16 protein-coding genes and 1 pseudogene are annotated in these 19,217 nt (G+C 39.8%); 7 read left to right on the plus strand and 10 right to left on the minus strand.

Annotated features, from left to right (window positions below; all coding sequences use genetic code 11):
* From RQ973_RS07460 to RQ973_RS07480, 5 genes and pseudogenes are all read right to left on the minus strand, one after another.
* Nucleotides 1-223: pseudogene (locus RQ973_RS07460) on the minus strand (DUF389 domain-containing protein); the annotation flags it as partial.
* A gap of 688 nt (nucleotides 224-911) precedes the next feature.
* On the minus strand, nucleotides 912-2,903 hold the full coding sequence (locus RQ973_RS07465; RefSeq protein ID WP_075231212.1) for an ABC transporter permease: 1,992 nt from the start codon (nucleotides 2,901-2,903) through the stop codon (nucleotides 912-914).
* Nucleotide 2,904: 1 nt separating this feature from the next.
* Nucleotides 2,905-3,663 carry an ABC transporter ATP-binding protein gene (locus RQ973_RS07470; protein ID WP_006152604.1) on the minus strand — a complete coding sequence of 253 codons (759 nt, stop codon included), beginning with the start codon at nucleotides 3,661-3,663 and terminating at the stop codon, nucleotides 2,905-2,907.
* A 327-nt stretch (nucleotides 3,664-3,990) separates the two neighbouring features.
* Nucleotides 3,991-4,965 carry an ATP-binding protein gene (locus tag RQ973_RS07475; protein WP_311523449.1) on the minus strand — a complete coding sequence of 325 codons (975 nt, stop codon included), beginning with the start codon at nucleotides 4,963-4,965 and terminating at the stop codon, nucleotides 3,991-3,993.
* Complete coding sequence (locus RQ973_RS07480) at nucleotides 4,958-5,635, minus strand: response regulator transcription factor (RefSeq protein ID WP_000548968.1); 678 nt, start codon at nucleotides 5,633-5,635, stop codon at nucleotides 4,958-4,960. Before RQ973_RS07480 ends, RQ973_RS07475 begins: the two co-directional genes overlap by 8 nt.
* 95 nt (nucleotides 5,636-5,730) lie before the next feature.
* On the opposite strand from RQ973_RS07480, the gene RQ973_RS07485 reads away from it, so the two are divergent.
* On the plus strand, nucleotides 5,731-6,807 hold the full coding sequence (locus RQ973_RS07485) for a DUF2974 domain-containing protein (RefSeq protein WP_311523451.1): 1,077 nt from the start codon (nucleotides 5,731-5,733) through the stop codon (nucleotides 6,805-6,807).
* Nucleotides 6,808-6,910: 103 nt separating this feature from the next.
* Nucleotides 6,911-7,540 (plus strand): MBL fold metallo-hydrolase, encoded by a 630-nt coding sequence (locus tag RQ973_RS07490; protein WP_311523452.1) that lies wholly within the window; start codon nucleotides 6,911-6,913, stop codon nucleotides 7,538-7,540.
* Nucleotides 7,541-7,688: 148 nt separating this feature from the next.
* Here RQ973_RS07490 and RQ973_RS07495 read toward each other — a convergent pair whose 3' ends face one another.
* The 4 genes from RQ973_RS07495 to pepO all read right to left on the minus strand — a co-directional run bounded on the left by RQ973_RS07495 (nucleotide 7,689) and on the right by pepO (nucleotide 14,659).
* Nucleotides 7,689-10,739: an LPXTG cell wall anchor domain-containing protein gene (locus RQ973_RS07495; protein WP_311523453.1), complete on the minus strand. Its 3,051-nt coding sequence runs from the start codon at nucleotides 10,737-10,739 to the stop codon at nucleotides 7,689-7,691.
* Nucleotides 10,740-11,041: 302 nt separating this feature from the next.
* Complete coding sequence (locus RQ973_RS07500; protein WP_311523454.1) at nucleotides 11,042-11,665, minus strand: recombinase family protein; 624 nt, start codon at nucleotides 11,663-11,665, stop codon at nucleotides 11,042-11,044.
* Nucleotides 11,666-11,914: 249 nt separating this feature from the next.
* On the minus strand, nucleotides 11,915-12,679 hold the full coding sequence (locus tag RQ973_RS07505; RefSeq protein ID WP_311523455.1) for a hypothetical protein: 765 nt from the start codon (nucleotides 12,677-12,679) through the stop codon (nucleotides 11,915-11,917).
* A gap of 87 nt (nucleotides 12,680-12,766) precedes the next feature.
* Entirely contained in the window at nucleotides 12,767-14,659 is a 1,893-nt protein-coding gene (pepO, locus tag RQ973_RS07510; protein WP_311523456.1) for an endopeptidase PepO, read from the minus strand.
* A 177-nt stretch (nucleotides 14,660-14,836) separates the two neighbouring features.
* Between pepO and RQ973_RS07515 the strand changes: the two genes are divergently transcribed.
* The 5 genes from RQ973_RS07515 to RQ973_RS07535 all read left to right on the plus strand — a co-directional run bounded on the left by RQ973_RS07515 (nucleotide 14,837) and on the right by RQ973_RS07535 (nucleotide 18,725).
* Nucleotides 14,837-15,559, plus strand: coding sequence for a metal ABC transporter ATP-binding protein (locus RQ973_RS07515; RefSeq protein ID WP_000619162.1), 723 nt, complete (start codon nucleotides 14,837-14,839; stop codon nucleotides 15,557-15,559).
* Nucleotides 15,556-16,404, plus strand: coding sequence for a metal ABC transporter permease (locus tag RQ973_RS07520; RefSeq protein ID WP_000559791.1), 849 nt, complete (start codon nucleotides 15,556-15,558; stop codon nucleotides 16,402-16,404). The genes RQ973_RS07515 and RQ973_RS07520 overlap by 4 nt, the downstream gene beginning before the upstream one ends.
* Before the next feature lie 31 nt (nucleotides 16,405-16,435).
* Nucleotides 16,436-17,365, plus strand: a complete 930-nt coding sequence (psaA, locus tag RQ973_RS07525; protein ID WP_060628635.1) for a metal ABC transporter substrate-binding lipoprotein/adhesin PsaA — start codon at nucleotides 16,436-16,438, stop codon at nucleotides 17,363-17,365.
* Nucleotides 17,366-17,490: 125 nt separating this feature from the next.
* Nucleotides 17,491-17,985: a thiol peroxidase gene (gene tpx / locus RQ973_RS07530; RefSeq protein ID WP_311523458.1), complete on the plus strand. Its 495-nt coding sequence runs from the start codon at nucleotides 17,491-17,493 to the stop codon at nucleotides 17,983-17,985.
* Between the two features lie 89 nt (nucleotides 17,986-18,074).
* Nucleotides 18,075-18,725 carry a metal-dependent transcriptional regulator gene (locus RQ973_RS07535; RefSeq protein WP_311523459.1) on the plus strand — a complete coding sequence of 217 codons (651 nt, stop codon included), beginning with the start codon at nucleotides 18,075-18,077 and terminating at the stop codon, nucleotides 18,723-18,725.
* A 41-nt stretch (nucleotides 18,726-18,766) separates the two neighbouring features.
* Here RQ973_RS07535 and dtd read toward each other — a convergent pair whose 3' ends face one another.
* Nucleotides 18,767-19,210, minus strand: coding sequence for a D-aminoacyl-tRNA deacylase (gene dtd / locus RQ973_RS07540; RefSeq protein ID WP_311523460.1), 444 nt, complete (start codon nucleotides 19,208-19,210; stop codon nucleotides 18,767-18,769).
* Nucleotides 19,211-19,217 lie beyond the last annotated feature (7 nt).

Here is a 19,217-nt window from a genome sequence, read left to right on the forward strand (position 1 = left end):
TTAAACGCGTATCAAAAATAGCTAAACCGAATCCCAGTCCAACAATCGGTGTCATAAGAGGGGAAATCAGCATGGCTCCAATAATGACAGCTGTTGAATTCATATTTAGACCTATAGAGGCAATAAAAATCGCACACATCAAAATCAATGTATCTCTTAATCGAACATGAAGGTCATCATATAGTTTCTCGCGGAATTCACGTGTTGAATAGTTTCCGGACATTGGTTACTCCTTTTATTTCATATAATCTTGTTTCTGCATGGATGATGGTAGAGAGACATCTGTCCAATCTTACATATTTTTAATTCTCACCTGTCATTCTTTTGAAAATTATCCTTTATACTCAATGAAAATCAAAGAGCAAACTAGGAAGCTAGCCGCAGGCTGTACTTGAGTACGGTAAGGCGACGCTGACGTGGTTTGAATTTGATTTTCGAAGAGTATTAAATATCCATCAGTCTATCCTTGATATTATATCAAAAATTTTACAGCCTTTCTCTGAAGAAATCAATTAATTTAAAAGATAGAGAAAAGAAGAAATTTTTGTATCCTTATCCGAATAAGAAGAAGAAAAACGATATCTCCTCTGAAAGTGAATACCGTTTTAATGTTTAAACATGATGAGTTTGTAGCAGCAATCCTAGCTGATATCGCCAACAAATCACGTGTTGTGAAATAAGAGATAAAACCTTGTACAAAATCCCAGCTCTAGAAAAGAGGCTGGGACAAAAGTCCTAGCCTCTCAATTGTCTTTGGATTGTCGAGCAAGACGCAGTGGTTGAGTGGGCTCTACTACGCTGATTTCATCAGCTTTTACAGCCCTACTCAACTGTGCGGAGGTGGGACGACGAAATCGAATTCTAACGAATTAACGATTTCTGTCCCACTCTCTTTTTTGATGTTTCTGTTTTTACATTTGAACAATTTTGCGATAGCTTCTTGAAGTAATCATAAAGATTAGGACATAGACTAAAGCAAAGATACCACAAATGGAAAGAGTTACGCTTAACATCATGGCTGAATCAACAACACCAACGACCTTGAGAATCAGGCTCAACATGTGATAAGCAAAAGCCAGATGAAGGAAGGCAAAGGCCAGAGGTAGGAAGAAAACAGTCAAGACCTGCTTGTTAATGGTTTGCTTGATTTGTTTTTGATCCAAACCAACCTTTTGCAGAATGACAAAGCGTTCACGGTCTTCATAACCTTCTGAAATTTGTTTATAGTAGATAACGAGTACAGTACCTACCATAAAGATGATAGAGAGAAAAATACCGATAAAGAGGACTCCACCAAAGAGAGCGTTCATTTCGACAGTTGACTCACTCGCAATGTTTGCACCGTAAACCATACCATTCTCGTTCTTGAGATTGTGACTGAAATTATTCACATACGCATCGAAATCATCAGATAGCTTTAACTGTTCCTCTTTACTTGCTGTCACATCCATTCCACCATATAGCTGAGTGTATATAGCAGAATCCTGGTATTTATCTAAAAAGTCCTGCAAATTTGAGACAACAAGGTAGTTATAATCTGAGATCAAAAGTACATACTGGTTAGCAACATGGTCTCTGAGGAAATCTTGCTGGATTGCTTCCTTGATAGTATAGTTCTGATTGTTAAGACTGAATGCTTTTTGACCTTTAAGGCCATCGTTCTTAGCGAATAGTCCCACCTCATTATTCGTAAGGTTCAGCTTTTGTCCAGTCATTTTTTCATAATCTTTTTGATCAAAAACCAGGAAGACTGTCTTAGGCATGACATTGTTTTGCCCTTTTTCAAAGGCGGTTAATTTTGTCCCGTCTTGACTAGAAAGGCCGAAACTTGCATAGCTAAGAACATCCTTAGTGCTGATTGTTAGGTTCTTTTCCTTGGCATACTGAGTTAAAAGTTGGTCTAAATCCTCAACTTCTACATTTTGTCCTGAAATTGACATATCGTGAGGATACAGGAGTTTTTTAATATTTTCAGAACCATTGTAGATACTGGTTGCTGCCGACATGGTGACCAAAACCATGGTGGAAAGGATGGCGATAGTCGCTAAACCAACCGCATTTTTCTTCATACGGAAAATGAGGTTAGAAACAGAGATGAGATTGTTAGGTTTGTAGTAATATTTCTTGTTTTTCTTGAGCATTTTCAAGAAAACTGTAATCCCAGCATTGAACAAGAGATAGGTTCCTAAAATGACCAGTATTACAGCTAAAAAGAAGGTAGAAATAGCTAATAGAGCATTTGTTACGCTTTGAGCTAGATAATAGCCACTACCTAAAGAGAGTAGTCCCAAGATTGTCTGAAACACTAGGAAACGGCCCTTCTTCTCACCTTTTGCTTTCTCACGAGATAGTTGGAGAGCATCCATACGGATAATGCGGATAGCATTTAGGAGGACAATGACTAAAAAGATAAGTCCAAATACCAAAAGAATTGAAAGTACTACGGACCATTGGAAGGTTGCGACTAGATCTACCTTCATCTTTGAAAGTTTGAGCAATAAAGCAAAGATGAGATTGTCAAAGAGGGCACCAATCCCAATCCCAGCAGTGACTGTTACTAGCCCAAAAATCAAGAGTTCCTTAAAGGTCATGCTAATCAAATGACGCTTTTCTAGTCCCAACATGCCATATATACCCAGTTCTTTGGAACGGTTTTTCATGACAAAACTATTGGCATAAAGCACGATAATGGCAGATGCAAGTGTCACTACGATGAGACCTAGTTGTAGGGTAAATTGAATAGAAGATCCACCCCGCATTTCTACCATTTTAGGATTAAAAGTTAATGAATAAAATAGATAGCTGATAGTAACTGCAAGGAGAACTGCTAGTGCAAAAGGATAATAGAGTTTGCGGTTTTTGATTAAGTTGGAGATGGCCAACTTATTGGTTAATCGAAACATACTAGTTCACCTCACTTGCCATAACAGTCAAGGTGTCAGAGATTTCTTGGAACATCTGACGATCCGTCTTTTCACCACGGTAGATTTGATTATAGAGAATACCGTCCTTGATGAAAAGAACACGTTTTGCACGGCTAGCTGCTGCTGTTGAGTGGGTCACCATGAGAATGGTTTGCCCTTGCTCGTTGATCTGATCAAAGATATCAAGGAGGGCTGCAGACGATTTGGAGTCTAAGGCACCTGTTGGCTCGTCCGCAAGAAGAATTTCTGGTTCTGTGATGATAGCCCGTGCAACTGCAACTCGTTGTTTTTGCCCTCCAGAGATTTCATAAGGGTACTTCTCCTGCAATTGATTGATGCCAAGATTTTCGGCCGTCACGACCAATTTTTTCATCATTTCTGTAATAGGCTTTCTAGACAATACCAAAGGGAGTAAGATATTGTCTTTGACAGAAAGTGTATCTAATAAATTGAAGTCTTGGAAGACAAAGCCTAACTTTTCGCGACGGAAGCTTGATGCTTCAGAATTTTTTATGGTAGCTGTATCAGTTCCGTTTAGGAAGACCTGCCCACGCGTTGGCTTGTCAAGCATAGCAAGAATATTGAGTAGGGTCGATTTACCAGATCCAGACTCACCCATGATAGCGACGTAGTCGCCTTTTTCAACGGTAAAGTGAATATCTTTCAGGGCTTCTACTTGGTTGCCTTGAAAGCGAGTTTTATAAATCTTTTGAACGTGTTTTACATCTAATAGTGTCATTTTAACTTCTCCTTTTTAATATCCCATTAATTGAAACTGAGCTTGCATCATTTCGATGCCGATTTGAACTCGCTCGATATCCTTTGGACTCGGCTTACTTGTTTGTTTCTTTTGTAAAATTGTTTTCATGGTTCCTCTCCTTTTTCTTTATGCTCTAAGTTTACTCCAAAAAAAGATGGCTTGCCATAACATAACCTTACAAAAGAGGCCTTTAATCTTACATTTTTGTAAGATTACATTTTTTATCTAATTGAAGCCTTTTTTCTCACCATATCAAGGTCTAAAGAAGAGCTTGAAAGGTTTCTTCCAAGCTCTTCACAATTCTTTTCATTCAATCAGTAAATTCACTTCAGAGAACTTAATCCTCACCGTTGTTCCTTGCCCAAGTTCGGATTCTATTTGAATCTGATGTCCTAATTCTTGGCTGATTTTCTGGGTTAGATAGAGCCCAAGTCCAGATGACTGCTGGGTCATTCGACCATTATATCCTGAAAATCCACGTTCAAAGACTCGCAACCGATCACTGTTTTTGATACCAATCCCAGTATCTTTGATACAAAGGTCTGAACCTTCCATGTAGATTTCAACCCCACCTTCATTTGTGTACTTGAGGCTATTTGACAGGATTTGTTCAATGACTACCAACAGCCATTTTTTATCCGTCACAATCCTTCTGTCCAAGTCATGCAGATTAATACTTAGAGATTTCTGGATAAAGAAAATGGCATATTTGCGAATGACTTCCTTGACCAGATCTTCTATATTTTCTTTTTTCAACACCAAATCATCATGGAAGCTTTCTAAGCGCAGATATTGGAGTACGAGGTTGGTATAGGAATCAATCTTAAAAATTTCCTGCTCCAACTGTTGTTTCAGTTGGCGATCTGCCACCTCACTTACAAGGAGTTTACTGGCTGCAATTGGTGTTTTTATCTGATGAACCCAGAGTGTATAGTAGTCCACCAAATCATTATAGCGGTTTTCAGCATCTGATTTCTTTTGATAGAGTTCCTCTTCACTTTTCTCTAGTTTTTCAGTTAGTAGGACCTCCATTGGGGACTTGGCTTCTCTTTTTCCGTAAAACAATTCCTTACGATAGCGTTGCAATTCTATCAAGAAATCAAATACCAAAAACAAAAGCGTCAAAAAGGTAGATAGAAAGAAGAAATAGTTAAAGTAGGGCACTTGGTTATCAAATAAGACCTCAAAGAGAAAAAGTAAACCTGTAAGTAAGAGAATAAACACGAAAAAACGGCTACGCGAACGGATATAAGCTAGAAAATAACTTTTGAAATCAAGCATGTTTCAATCCGTACCCTATTCCTTTCTTGGTTTCAATAAAACCAATCAAACCTTCTTCCTCCAATTTCTTACGCAAGCGGGCGACATTTACGGACAAGGTATTATCATCGATAAAAAAGTCACTATTCCAGAGCTCCCGCATCAGGTCGTCACGCGCCACGATATTGCCCGCATGCTCAAACAAAACACGTAAAATCTGAAATTCATTCTTGGTTAAACTGATAGCTTTGCCATTGACATGCACATCCATAGACTTAGTATTGAGGATAACTCCAGCATACTCTAAGAGACTTTCATCCCGTCCAAACTCATAGGAGCGTCGCAACAAGCCCTGTACCTTGGCTAAGAGGACCTGCTGATCAAATGGCTTGGTCACAAAATCATCCGCCCCCATATTAATAGCCATCACAATGTCCATAGCCTGGTCTCTCGAAGACAGAAACATAATAGGAACTTTAGAAATCTTGCGAATTTCCTGGCACCAGTGATAGCCATTAAAGAGAGGCAAGCCGATATCCATGAGAACCAGATGAGGTTCAGACTGAACAAATAGTGTTAGAACCTCCATGAAGTCTTCTACCATGACTACCTCAAATCCCCATTCGGAGAGCATTTTCCCAACTTGTTGACGGATAACTGGATCATCTTCTACTAGTAAAATCTTATGCATCTGCTCCTCCTTTTTCTATATTATAGCAAAATTCTCCTCACTACTAGCGAAATTGATGCAAATCTGATAAGATAAAAGTTAAGAAAGGAGTTCCCATGGCCAATATTTTCGACTACCTAACTGATGTTCAATACGATTCTTTTTACGATCTTCCCTTGAATGAACTGGATATACTTGCTCTGACAGAGCTGACCTATCTTTCTTTTGATAACCTATTGGACCAGCCTGTCAATCGTTTAAGCGATGTCGCAACACGTGTTCCTCGTGAGACTAACATGTTGACCAATAAAGAACGTCTCCAACTCCTCGATCAGTTATCCCAACACAAACGTTTTAAAAATAGCAAACTCTCTAACTTTGTAAACGAGATTGATACGGAGCAACAGAAACAGTTCGCTGCTATGACCTATTGCCTTGATTTAGATACTTATCTGATTGTCTTTCGAGGTACAGACGATAGTATTATTGGTTGGAAGGAAGATTTCCACATGACCTACATGAAGGAAATCCCTGCCCAAAAACATGCTCTTGAATACTTGGAAGATTTCTTTATCCAACATCCAAAACAGAAAGTGATTGTAGCTGGACATTCTAAAGGTGGGAATCTGGCTGTCTATGCTGCCAGTCAAATTCGACCTGAATTGCAAGACAAGATATCTGCAGTTTATACCTATGATGCCCCTGGTTTGCAGGCTCATCTGACTGAGACCACTGGTTATCAAGATGTTATTCCAAAAATTCACCGTTTTGTCCCACAAGGTTCTGTCATTGGCATGATGCTGGAAGTTCCTGATACTCCTATCGTCGTCAAATCTACGGCTCTCGGGGGTATTGCTCAACACAGCACCTTTAGCTGGCAAACTGAAGGACACCACTTTGTCCAACTTGAGGCAATTAGTAGCGAGAGTCTCCAAATTAAAGACACTCTCAAAGAATGGGTGGACAGTGTTCCCGATGAGGAACTGGAGCTCTACTTCGATCTCTTTTTTGGTACCATCCTAGAATCTGGAATTAGCTCCATTAATGAACTGTCTTCTAAAAATGCTATTGACCATGTTCGACAACTTGTTTCTCAAGCCCAAACACTGGAGCCTGAGCAAGTTGAAATCTTAAAAAATCTGACACAACTCCTACTGGATGCTCGCTTCCAAGCCTGGAAGAATCATTTTTAATCAAGAACAAGGTCTCTTCTTTGAAGGGGCTTTTTTATTGATTTCTTATTTTATTCTTCTGTGTTATACTAGTAGGAGTACATGCTTTGAAAGAGGAAATTCTATGAAAATCCATAAAACTGTGAACCCTGTTGCCTATGAAAATACTTATTATCTTGAAGAAGACCAACACCTGATTGTTGTTGATCCGGGTAGCAACTGGGAGGCTATTCGCAAAACTATCGAGACCATTAACAAACCAGTCTGTGCAATTCTCCTGACCCATACCCACTATGACCATATCTTGAGTCTGGACTTGGTCAGAGATACTTTCGGAACCCCTCCAGTTTATGTGGCAGAAAGTGAAGCATCTTGGCTCTATACTCCTATTGATAATCTTTCTGGTCTTCCTCGACACGACGATATGGCAGATGTCGTATGTAAACCAGCTGAACACACCTTTGTCTTTCATGAAGAATACCGAATCGAGAAGTTCCGCTTTACGGTACTTCCAACTCCAGGTCACTCTATCGGTGGAGTTTCATTTGTTTTTCCAGATGGGCACTTGGTCTTAACGGGTGATGCTCTTTTCCGAGAAACTATTGGACGAACAGACCTACCTACAGGTAGCATGAAACAACTCCTTCATAGTATCCAAACCCAGCTCTTTACTCTCCCGAACTACGATGTCTATCCTGGCCATGGTCCAGCTACGACCATCGCTCACGAAAAGACCTTTAATCCATTTTTCTAGCAAGAGCAAAGAGGCTGGGCAAGAAGTCTTTAAAAGCAGAAAAACGCATATTATCAGGTGTTGAGAAACCTTGATAATATGCGTTTTATCATGAAAAGATTTTCTAAATTTTTCCTCAAATAATTGATGGATAAATTATAGGTTGTGATTATTTTTCTTTCTTGCGATAGCTAAACAATCCAGCATTTAGAGTCAATACTCCAAATAGTGTAGTGAGAATTGAGCTATTTTCACCAGTATTTGGTAAAGTTTTTCTTGTTTTCTCTCCACCTTCTCCCTTAGTTTTCAATGGTTTGGATTGTGGTTGTGTTCCATCTGCACCATTGCTGTTTTGCGTAGGGATTGTTGGGTTTTCACTACCTGCAACTGGCGTTTGGATACTACCGCCATTGTGATTTACTGACATATTTTTAAAAGTCATAGCATAGATACTAAAGTGATTGGTTTCGAAAGTTACCTTATCCGCATCTTGCTTGAAGTCTAATGCTTGCAAAGCGCCATCTGGAGAAACATAGTAGACATTTTCAACTGGCTTTTCTGCAGAAAGGCTCACTAGAACCATGCCATTTGGCTGGACAGCCTTACCATTGGCGTCGTATAGACGAATATCGTAGGCCTTGTAGTTTTTCGCCGTAAGTGAATTTGACTTAGTTTCTTCTACCTTGATGTAGCTGACGTTTTTGAGTGTTTCCTCTGAAGCACGTACTTGAACACTTCCAATTTCATTCGCAAGGATTCGGCTAGTGCTTGGAGTTACTGGTTTCTCTGGTTTAGCAGATTGTGGTTGATCTGGAACAGCTGGTGTAACTGGTTTTGGTGTCTCTGAAGGCTTAGGTGCCGGTTTTACTTCTGGTTTTGGTGTCTCTGAAGGTTTAGTTTCAGGTTTTACTTCTGGTTTTGAAGTATCAGAAGGTTTAGTTTCCGGCTTAACTTCTGGTTTTGAAGTATCTGAAGGCTTAGGTGCCGGTTTTACCTCTGGTTTTGAAGTATCTGAAGGTTTAGTTTCTGGCTTAACTTCTGGTTTCGGAGTCTCTGATGGTTTAGTTTCAGGTTTTACTTCTGGTTTCGGAGTCTCTGAAGGCTTAGTTTCCGGCTTAACTTCTGGTTTCGGTGTCTCAGAAGGTTTAGTTTCCGGTTTTACTTCTGGTTTCGGAGTCTCTGATGGTTTAGTTTCCGGTTTTACTTCTGGTTTTGGTGTTTCTGAAGGTTTAGTTTCCGGTTTTACTTCTGGTTTCGGTGTCTCTGAAGGCTTGGCATCCGCGTTTACCTTCTTATACTTTAGATACATGTAATTGTCATCCAAAGTACCACCAAAATATGTATTCATTATCCGGTAGTCCACTTTATAACCAGGCATCCAGCTAGCATACGAAACTACCTCATAGCCCTCAATATCTTTATAAATATTGATGGTCTCTCCTGGGTTTAAAACTCCAATTTCTCGAGATATCCTCTCTCCCGTATCTGCATCGAAATAATCGATACGGTATTTGAGGGGCTCCTGCTTTTCTTCATCTTTTGGCGCTGGTTTTGGTGTTTCTGAAGGCTTGGCATCCGCCTTTACCTTCTTATAATCTAGAAACATGTAACGTTCAAACGTTTGACCACCAAAATATCTACTCATTATCCTGTAGTCCACATTATATCCAGGCATCCAGCTATCATTCGAAACTACCTCATAGCCATCGATATTTTTATGGATATTAACAGTTTCACCAGAATTTAATACTCCATATTCTCGAGATATCTCCTCTCCCGTTTCTGCATCGAAATATTCGATAAGATAGTTGATGGGCTCTTGTTTTTCGTCAGCTTTTGGCGTTGGTTCTGGTTTAACTTCTGGTTTTGGTGTCTCAGAAGGCTTCGTTTCCGGTTTTACTTCTGGTTTCGGAGTCTCTGAAGGCTTGGCATCCGCATTTACCTTCTTATATTCTAGAAACATATATCGATATCCAGACGAAGACCCAAAATATCTATCCATTAACCGGTAGTCCACATTATAACCAGACATCCAACGACGATTCGTAACTACCTCATAGCCATCAATATTTTTATGGATATTGATAGTTTCACCAGGGTTTAAAACTCCGATTTCTCGAGATAGCCTCTCTCCCGTATCTGCATCGAAATAATCGATACGATATTTGATGGGCTCTTGATTTTCGTCAGCTTTTGGTGCTGGTTTCTCCGTAGGTTGAGATGGTTTTTCATATCCAATATAGCCCGCTGGTCGATAATAAAAATAATTAACTGAAATATGATCACTTTCTACACCGTCAACAACACCAGGATAAAAGTTGAATTTCTCGTAAGGTACAGTTTCTCCAGGTTTATAAGAATTACCAGTAGTTGCTCCCCATCTTCCCTCTTCGTGTCTAACATCCGTTATCTCTTCCAAAATATAGCCATCTATATCACCCTTAGGTAAAGTAAAACTCTCACCTGGCTTAATAGTAACTGTTATATTTCGTTTTCCATCATCAATGGAATGAGCCTTGCGATGAAGTGGGAGTGTACCATCGGGCCAAAGTTTAGGAGTTCCAGTATAGCTAAAGCTAATATGAAGAGTCCGTTCGCTCCTATTAGGCTTCTCTAGCGGAAGTGTCTCATATTCAAGCTGACAATGTGCCACGATTGTATCGCCCTCTTTGGTAAGAATAAATCTCTCATCTTTCGATCTAGAAATATCATTCAGGTTATCATAACTAATATTCAGTATTTTGGGGTAAGCTCTTTGAAGCCTATAGCCTTCAAATGTTGGAGCTGCAATTGTTAAATCTTCACCAAAGTTAACATTTCCTGTCAACGTTTTACTAGGTTCTACTTTCTCCCCAGTCCTTATATCCTTAAAATCTAGTTCAATCACATATCGGATAGGAAGATGCTTTTCTTCATTTAAGGTTGCATCTTCCCTTGGGGCATCAGATGGTTGAGTCTCGGTTGCGTTTGCTGTTGACTTAGCTTCAGGTTTCGCTTCTTCAGTCGGTTTAACCTCTGGTTTTTCTGAATCACTTGGATTGCCATTTTCTACTGGTTTTGAAGCTGTATTTGGCTGTTCTGCCACATGTGTATCTGCCTGAGCTGTATTTGGCTGTTCTGCCACATGTGTGTCTGCTTGAGCTGTAAAAGCTGGCACTACACCCAACACCGCAACCGCAAAGGTTGCAATACCGAGTTTAACAAGTTTATTTGTTTTCATAATTTCCTCCTTAGGAATGTAGACTACTTTTGAAGGTGTGTAAATACTACAAAATCCTAATTTTTTTGATATTAGTGTTTCGAAGAAAACCTCAACCACTTGAGCGACAAGGGTTTTGGTGTATCACATAACGACCGTTAAACGATACACTTAAAAAACAAAAAAATACAAATCCAACACAGGCTCAAATCCTTGTTAAATTCGTATTTTCTGAAATATTCACATTGTTATTTTGAATGTTTCGCAAAACGGTCGTTAATCGAAACATATTTACGCCCTCATTGTAGCATTTTATCTTGTTTTTAGCAAGAATTTTGCGAAACATTTTTACGATTGATGGCCACCTTGTTTCGTTCCAACACTTTATAGATGGTTGAGGTCGAAATTCGTTCTGTTTTTGCTATTGTTCTGATGCTTGATTTCCCTGCTAAATACAGCTCAATAATTCTCTCTTCCTTATCTCTTGACATTCGCTTGGCACCTAGTTTGACACCATTTTCCTTGGCTTTACGAAGTCCTTCACGGGTTCGAAATCGCAGATTTTCCAGTTCACTTTCTGCCACAAATCCCAAAATGACGCAAAGTAACCTACCGATGAGCGAGTCGGTTTCCAGTTTTTCATGCAAACTGACTAGCTGAATATCCGAAGCATTAAATCGCTCGATCAGTTCTAGCAATTTAAACATGGAGCGAGTCAGGCGATCTAACTTATAGATAGTGAAAATGACCTGCTTACCATCCTGCGAAAGGTCCGAAGCCAATTTTAAGGCTTTTTCGAGTTCTGGGCGTACATTATTTGAACCAGATTCACGTTCGATAAAGAGCTGGTCGCAGTGCTTGAGAGCCTCCATTTGCACCTCCAAGCCCAGGTCTTGTTTGTGGGTAGAAACGCGAGCGTAGCCTATATTGATGGTGGTCTGAAACATAAAAATCCTCCTGTTTTTGATACAGAAGGATATTTTACTATGGATTTCAGAATGAGAAAAGACCTCAATTTCATAATCTCTATGAACTACACACTACAAGATATGCTCCCCTTATAATGGACAGCAAAAAAATAAAATTCACTAGAAACTGTAGGGGAGCAGTTCATCATCCTTGGATTTTTTAGTTTCTATTTCTAGAGCAATCCTTGCTCAGTAGAATCAAAGTTGAACTAGAAAAATAGTTCAAAACTAATTGGCTGGATTCAATTCTTTCCAATCGATGTTAGCCAAATCAAGCTTTTCAGAAGAGATATCTAAAACTTGCTCTGCTTTTTCATTACCACCGATTTGAATTGTTGCTTCTTTAATCTTCTGCACTCCATTTTTATCAAACGAATATAGAGAAAGGTTCATTTCTGGACGAGTTGACTGCCAGTCTGCATAAGAGACTAGACCATTTTCGTAAATAACAAATCCTGAGCGAAAACCTCCCGCAGAAGCTACATAAGCTGTGTGAAGTAAGTTAGGCTTTTGATTTTCAAAATAATAAATGGCTGACACAAATTTTTCATCTCCAATAAGCAACTCGTCTTGACCATCCTTATTCAGATCAACAATGGCATATTTCCAATCTGGTGCATTTTGATAATCCATTCGAGAGAAAATCATGCCATATTCTTCTGATGCAATCTTGTGTTGTTTATTTTCCTCGTATAAATCTTCTCTATTACCTTGTTTTAAAAGCTCTGTATAGTGATTATAACGTTCAATCACTTCTTTATATAAATCTGGTCCAGTTTCCTTCTTATTTTCAGCAGTCGATTGTGACGCCTTGGTTGACGAGTCGCTTGTATTTTCAGTCTTTGCTTCTGTTGATGCACTAGTCTTATCGTCTTTGGAAACAGATGATAGTGCAGATGAAGGTTCTGTATTGCTCCTATTTTTATTGAGACCACAAGATGCCAAAACTGAAATCGAAAGAATAGCTGAGAGCATCATTAAAAATTTCTTCATATTAACCTCTATAGCATTGCATTTTCAGATGGATAAACTTCAAAAATGAATCATTAACTCCAAGTTATACTTAGTTAGGAAATCATTTTACCAAATAATCACACGATCTTCTGGTGAGCGCCACATGCCGTCGCCTTCTTTGACATCATAGGTCGTAAAGAAATCGTCGAAGTTTGGTACTTGTACATTGACACGGAGTTTGGCTGGCGCGTGCACATCGACACTAGCCAAAAGTTTCATAAATTCTGGACGACCTTTCATGCGCCAGATGCGACCAAAGTTGTAGAAGAATTCTTCTGCTGAGAAGTCTGGTTCTCTCTTAGCTGCTTCAAGCGCTGCAGCGATACCTCCCAGGTCAGCAACGTTTTCTGATACAGTTAGTTTCCCGTTGATTCTTGCACCGTAAGATTCTTGACCATCAAACTGGTCGATAACCTTCTGCGTTTTTTCTTTAAAGGCAGCATAGTCGTTCTCTGTCCACCAGTCCTTGAGGCTACCATTTTCATCAAAGGAAGCTCCGTTGGTATCAAAAGCGTGAGAGATTTCATGGGCGATAACCGCTCCGATACCACCATAGTTGGCAGAAGATGACTGATGCAAGTCATAGAATGGTGCCTGTAAGATAGCAGCTGGGAAGACAATCAAGTTCTTTTGTGGATTGTAGTAGGCATTGACCATATGAGCTGGCATTCCCCACTCCTTATAGTCAACTGGCTGGTTCCACTTGCTCCAGCTGTGCTTGATTTCCACACGCGCAAAGGCTAGGGCATTCTCAAAGAGGCTAGCAGATTCATCCACTACCTTATCTTTATAGCGAGCTGGCAGTTCTTCTGGATAACCGATATAAGGCTTGATGACATTGAGTTTGACGATGGCTTTTTCTCGAGTTTCAGGAGTCAGCCAGTCATTTTTAGCCAAACGTTCCTTATAAACGTCAATCATGGTCGCAACTTTTTTCTCCACATCAGCTTTAGCTTCTGGAGAGAATTTTTCGTGGGCATACCAAAGGCCGAGGGCTTGTTTGAATGGTCCTTGAGCTAAATGGTAAGCTGCCTTACGTTTGTCTTGAGCCTCTGGAACTCCTGAAAGAGCTCGTCCGTAGGCACCTGACAAGATACGAATCTCATCTGTTAGATAGCTAGTTGAAAGATTAACCACACTCAAGATCAAGCTTGCCTTGAGCAAAGGCCAAGCTTCTTCACTATAGAATTGCTCTGCTGCTTGCCAAAAACGTTCTTCATCTACAATGACCTTATCAGGAACTTGACCAAGAACAGCTTGGAAAAAGTCATCTAAAGGTAGGGCAGGAGCAAACTTTTTGAAATCTTCATAAGAATACGGATGGTAAAGTTTAGCATATTCTGAACTTTCTTCGTTAGAGAGGACCACAGCTGCGATACGGCGGTCCAATTCCAATCGTTTCTCTAAAAGATCTTCGATTTCTTCATCTGAGAAGTTATAGGCTTTGAGGAGATTAGAAGTACTTTCTTTCCAAAGGTTCAATAATTCCTCACGCTGTGGATGGTCTTCCGCATAGTAGGTTGTGTCAGGCAAGATTGTTCCTGGAGCACTAGCCCAAAGAACATTGATTCTGGCATCCATAAAGTCTGGCGATACACCAAAAGGAAGGAAATTAGGTTTTCCTGCAAGCTCAAACTCTGCTAGTTTAGCTGTAAAATCCGCAAAAGTCTCCAATTCTTGGAATTCTTTAAGAAGTGGTAAGACAGGTGTGATACCGTCAGCTTCTCTCTTGTCAAAATCACGAACTAGACGGTGGTATTTGACAAAGTTTGCCAAGATAGCATCTTCAGGCACTTCTTCTCCTGCCAACCACTTGTCTGTTGTCGCCAACATCAAGTCTTCAATTTCCTGGTCTAAATCAACAAAACCTCCCGTTTGAGACTTATCTGCTGGTATTTCAGCTGTCTTCTGCCATTCTCCATTAATGGCATCATAAAAATCGTCTTGATAACGTGTCATCTTGTTCTCGCTTTCATTTATACTTGTTTTTAGCTTAACAAAAATTGCTTGGGAATGCAATTAAAAATGAACTTTCCTTTTCCATCATTTTTCAGTTATTATTTTAAATTTTTGAAAAATTAACTTGACTTAATTTTTTTTTTAAGGTATATTAAGAGTTAGGAGGAATACAAGTTTATGATACGTATTGAAAACCTCAGTGTCTCCTACAAAGAAACGTTGGCACTTAAGGATATTTCACTAGTGCTCCAAGGACCAACAATTACCGGAATCATTGGTCCAAACGGTGCCGGAAAATCAACATTATTAAAAGGTATGCTGGGAATTATCCCACATCAAGGTCAGGCATTTCTCGATGACAAGGAAGTTAAAAAATCCTTACACCGAATCGCCTATGTCGAACAAAAAATCAATATCGACTACAACTTTCCCATCAAGGTCAAGGAATGTGTCTCGCTAGGACTATTTCCTTCTATTCCTCTCTTTCGCAGTTTAAATGCTAAACATTGGAAAAAAGTAGAGGAAGCCCTTGAAATCGTCGGCCTAGCTGACTACGCTGAACGTCAAATCAGTCAACTGTCTGGAGGTCAATTCCAGCGGGTCTTGATTGCCAGATGTTTGGTGCAGGAAGCCGATTATATCCTCTTGGATGAACCCTTTGTTGGGATTGACTCTGTCAGTGAGGAAATCATCATGAATACGCTGAGAGATTTGAAAAAAGCTGGTAAGACGGTTCTCATCGTTCACCACGACCTCAGCAAGGTTTCCCACTACTTCGATCAAGTCTTACTTGTCAATCGAGAAGTGATTGCCTTTGGTCCAACCAAAGAAACCTTTACCGAAGCCAATCTCAAAGAAGCTTACGGTAATCGACTCTTTTTCAATGGAGGTGACCTATGATTGCAGAATTTATCGATGGATTGCAAAAATTCCATTTCCTACAAAATGCCTTGATAACAGCTATTGTCGTCGGGGTCGTAGCTGGAGCTGTGGGATGTTTCATCATTCTACGTGGGATGTCACTCATGGGAGATGCTATTTCACATGCTGTCTTACCAGGTGTAGCCCTCTCCTTCATCTTGGGCGTTGACTTCTTTATCGGAGCCATTGTCTTTGGATTGCTAGCTGCTATCATCATTACCTACATCAAGGGGAACTCGATTATCAAAAGCGATACCGCCATCGGCATTACCTTTTCTTCTTTCTTAGCCCTCGGTATCATCTTGATTAGTGTCGCTAAAAGTTCAACTGACCTTTTCCATATCCTTTTTGGTAATATTCTAGCCGTCCAAGATACGGATATGTTTATCACTATGGGCGTAGGGGCGGTCATTCTCTTGTTAATCTGGATTTTCTTCAAGCAACTCTTGATAACTTCCTTTGATGAACTTCTGGCTAAAGCCATGGGAATGCCTGTCAATTTCTATCACTACCTCCTCATGATACTCCTGACTCTCGTGTCTGTGACAGCCATGCAAAGTGTTGGAACTATCCTGATTGTAGCCATGCTGATTACCCCAGCTGCAACTGCTTATCTGTATGCTAATAGCCTGAAAAGTATGATTTTCCTTTCCTCAACCTTTGGAGCTACAGCTTCAGTTTTGGGACTCTTTATTGGCTATAGTTTAAACTTAGCAGCTGGTTCTAGCATCGTACTTACAGCTGCTAGCTTCTTCTTAATCAGTTTCTTTATCTCTCCTAAACAACGATATTTGAAACTGAAAAATAAACATTTGTTAAAATAAGGGGCAAAACCCCAATAAATTGGAGGATCTAATGAAAAAATTAGGTACATTACTCGTTCTCTTTCTTTCCGTTATTGCTCTTGTAGCATGTGCTAGCGGAAAAAAAGATGCAGCTTCTGGTCAAAAACTAAAAGTTGTTGCTACAAACTCAATCATCGCTGATATTACTAAAAATATTGCTGGTGACAAGATTGATCTTCACAGTATCGTTCCTGTTGGCCAAGACCCACACGAATACGAACCACTCCCTGAAGACGTTAAGAAAACATCTCAAGCTGATTTGATTTTCTACAACGGTATCAACCTTGAAACTGGTGGCAATGCTTGGTTTACAAAATTGGTAGAAAATGCCAAGAAAACTGAAAACAAAGACTACTTTGCAGTCAGCGAAGGCGTTGATGTTATCTACCTTGAAGGCCAAAACGAAAAAGGCAAAGAAGACCCACACGCTTGGCTTAACCTTGAAAACGGTATGATCTTTGCTAAAAATATCGCAAAACAATTGAGCGCTAAAGACCCTAGCAACAAGGAATTCTACGAAAAAAATCTCAAAGAATATACTGATAAGCTAGACAAACTTGACAAGGAAGCTAAAGAGAAATTTAACAACATCCCTGCTGAGAAAAAACTCATCGTAACCAGCGAAGGATGCTTCAAATACTTCTCTAAAGCCTACGGTGTCCCAAGTGCCTATATCTGGGAAATCAACACTGAAGAAGAAGGAACTCCTGAACAAATCAAAACCTTGGTTGAAAAACTTCGCCAAACAAAAGTTCCTTCCCTCTTTGTAGAATCAAGTGTGGATGACCGTCCAATGAAGACTGTTTCACAAGACACAAACATCCCAATCTACGCACAAATCTTTACTGACTCTATCGCAGAACAAGGTAAAGAAGGCGACAGCTACTACAACATGATGAAATACAATCTTGACAAGATTGCTGAAGGATTGGCAAAATAATACTCAATGAAAAACGTCATTCTCACATTGAACTGGCGTTTTTTCTATGCCCACATTTCCGGTCAAATCATTGGAAAATTCCGACTGTTTCAGCTAAAATGGAAGAAAAAAGATTGGAGTATCTTATGGTAACTTTTCTCGGAAATCCTGTGAGCTTTACAGGTAAACAACTACAAGTCGGCGACAAGGCACTTGATTTTTCTCTCACTACAACAGACCTTTCTAAAAAATCTCTGGCTGATTTTGATGGCAAGAAAAAAGTCTTGAGTGTCGTGCCTTCTATCGATACAGGCATCTGCTCAACTCAAACGCGTCGTTTTAATGAAGAACTGGCTGGACTGGATAATACGGTTGTCTTGACTGTTTCCATGGACCTCCCTTTTGCCCAAAAACGTTGGTGTGGTGCTGAAGGTATTGAAAATGCCATCATGCTCTCAGACTATTTCGACCATTCCTTTGGACGTGATTATGCTCTCTTAATCAATGAGTGGCACCTATTGGCACGCGCAGTCTTTGTCCTTGATGCTGACAATATTATCCGTTATGTTGAGTATGTGGACAATATCAATTCCGAGCCAAACTTTGAAGCAGCCATTGAAGCAGCAAAGTCGCTTGACTAAAAGAAAGCCCACCTGTAACAATACAGAAAGCTAGAGAAATCTAGCTTTTTTTGGTATACTAGATGGAGATAATAAACAAGGAAATGCGAATGACACCAAATAAAGAAGATTACTTAAAATGTATTTATGAGATTGGCATGGAAGTTCCTAAGATTACCAACAAGGAAATCGCTGCTCGGATGCAGGTATCACCTCCTGCGGTAACTGAGATGATCAAGCGCATGCAATCCGAAAACCTTATATTAAAAAATAAAGAAAATGGCTATATACTAACGGACATTGGTTTAAAACTTGTATCTGACCTTTACCGAAAGCACAGACTCATTGAAGTTTTTCTGGTTCACCATCTGGACTATACCAGTAATCAGATTCATGATGAAGCTGAGGTATTAGAACATACGGTTTCAGACTTTTTTGTCGAGAGATTAGACAAAATGTTAGGCTTTCCAAAAACCTGTCCCCATGGAGGAACCATTCCTGCCAAGGGAGAGCTTTTAGTTGAGACCAATAACCTTCCTCTCTCTGATATCAAAGAAGCAGGAACCTATCTACTGACTCGGGTCCATGATAGCTTTGAACTTCTCCAATATTTGGAAAAACACAGTATCCATATTGGAGACAAACTCCAAGTCAAGCAGTTTGATGGCTTCTCTAATACCTTCACTCTGAGTCACAAGAATGAAGAACTCCAAGTCAGCCTAGAAATTGCCAAACAACTCTATGTTGAAAAAATGAACTAAATACATTACAAAAAAACCAAGCTGACTGGGCTTGGTTTTTCTTATCTATTTTTGGTGTCAAGGATGATGGTTACTGGGCCATCATTGACCAGTTCCACCTGCATATCTGCTCCAAAGACTCCTTTCTCAACAGGAACTTCCTTGGCTAGTTCTTGGTTAAATTCTTGATAGAAAGCTTCCGCCATATCCGGTTTAGCAGCGCCTGTAAAGGCTGGACGATTTCCCTTTTTGGTATCTGCAAACAAAGTAAACTGAGAGATGGAGAGAATTTGGCCTTGAATATCCTTAACCGATAAGTTCATCTTGCCTTCAGCATCTGAGAAAATTCGCATATTGACAAGTTTTCTCACTGCATACTCCAAATCTTCCTGCTGATCCTCAGGTCCAACACCTACTAAGAGTAAGAGCCCCTGCTGGATTTTCCCATATACTTGCCCCTCAATAGAAACTTGAGCTTTCTTGACACGCTGAACGATAATTTTCATAGCAATC

The organism is uncultured Streptococcus sp. (genome assembly GCF_963511325.1).
Taxonomy (GTDB): Bacteria; Bacillota; Bacilli; order Lactobacillales; family Streptococcaceae; genus Streptococcus.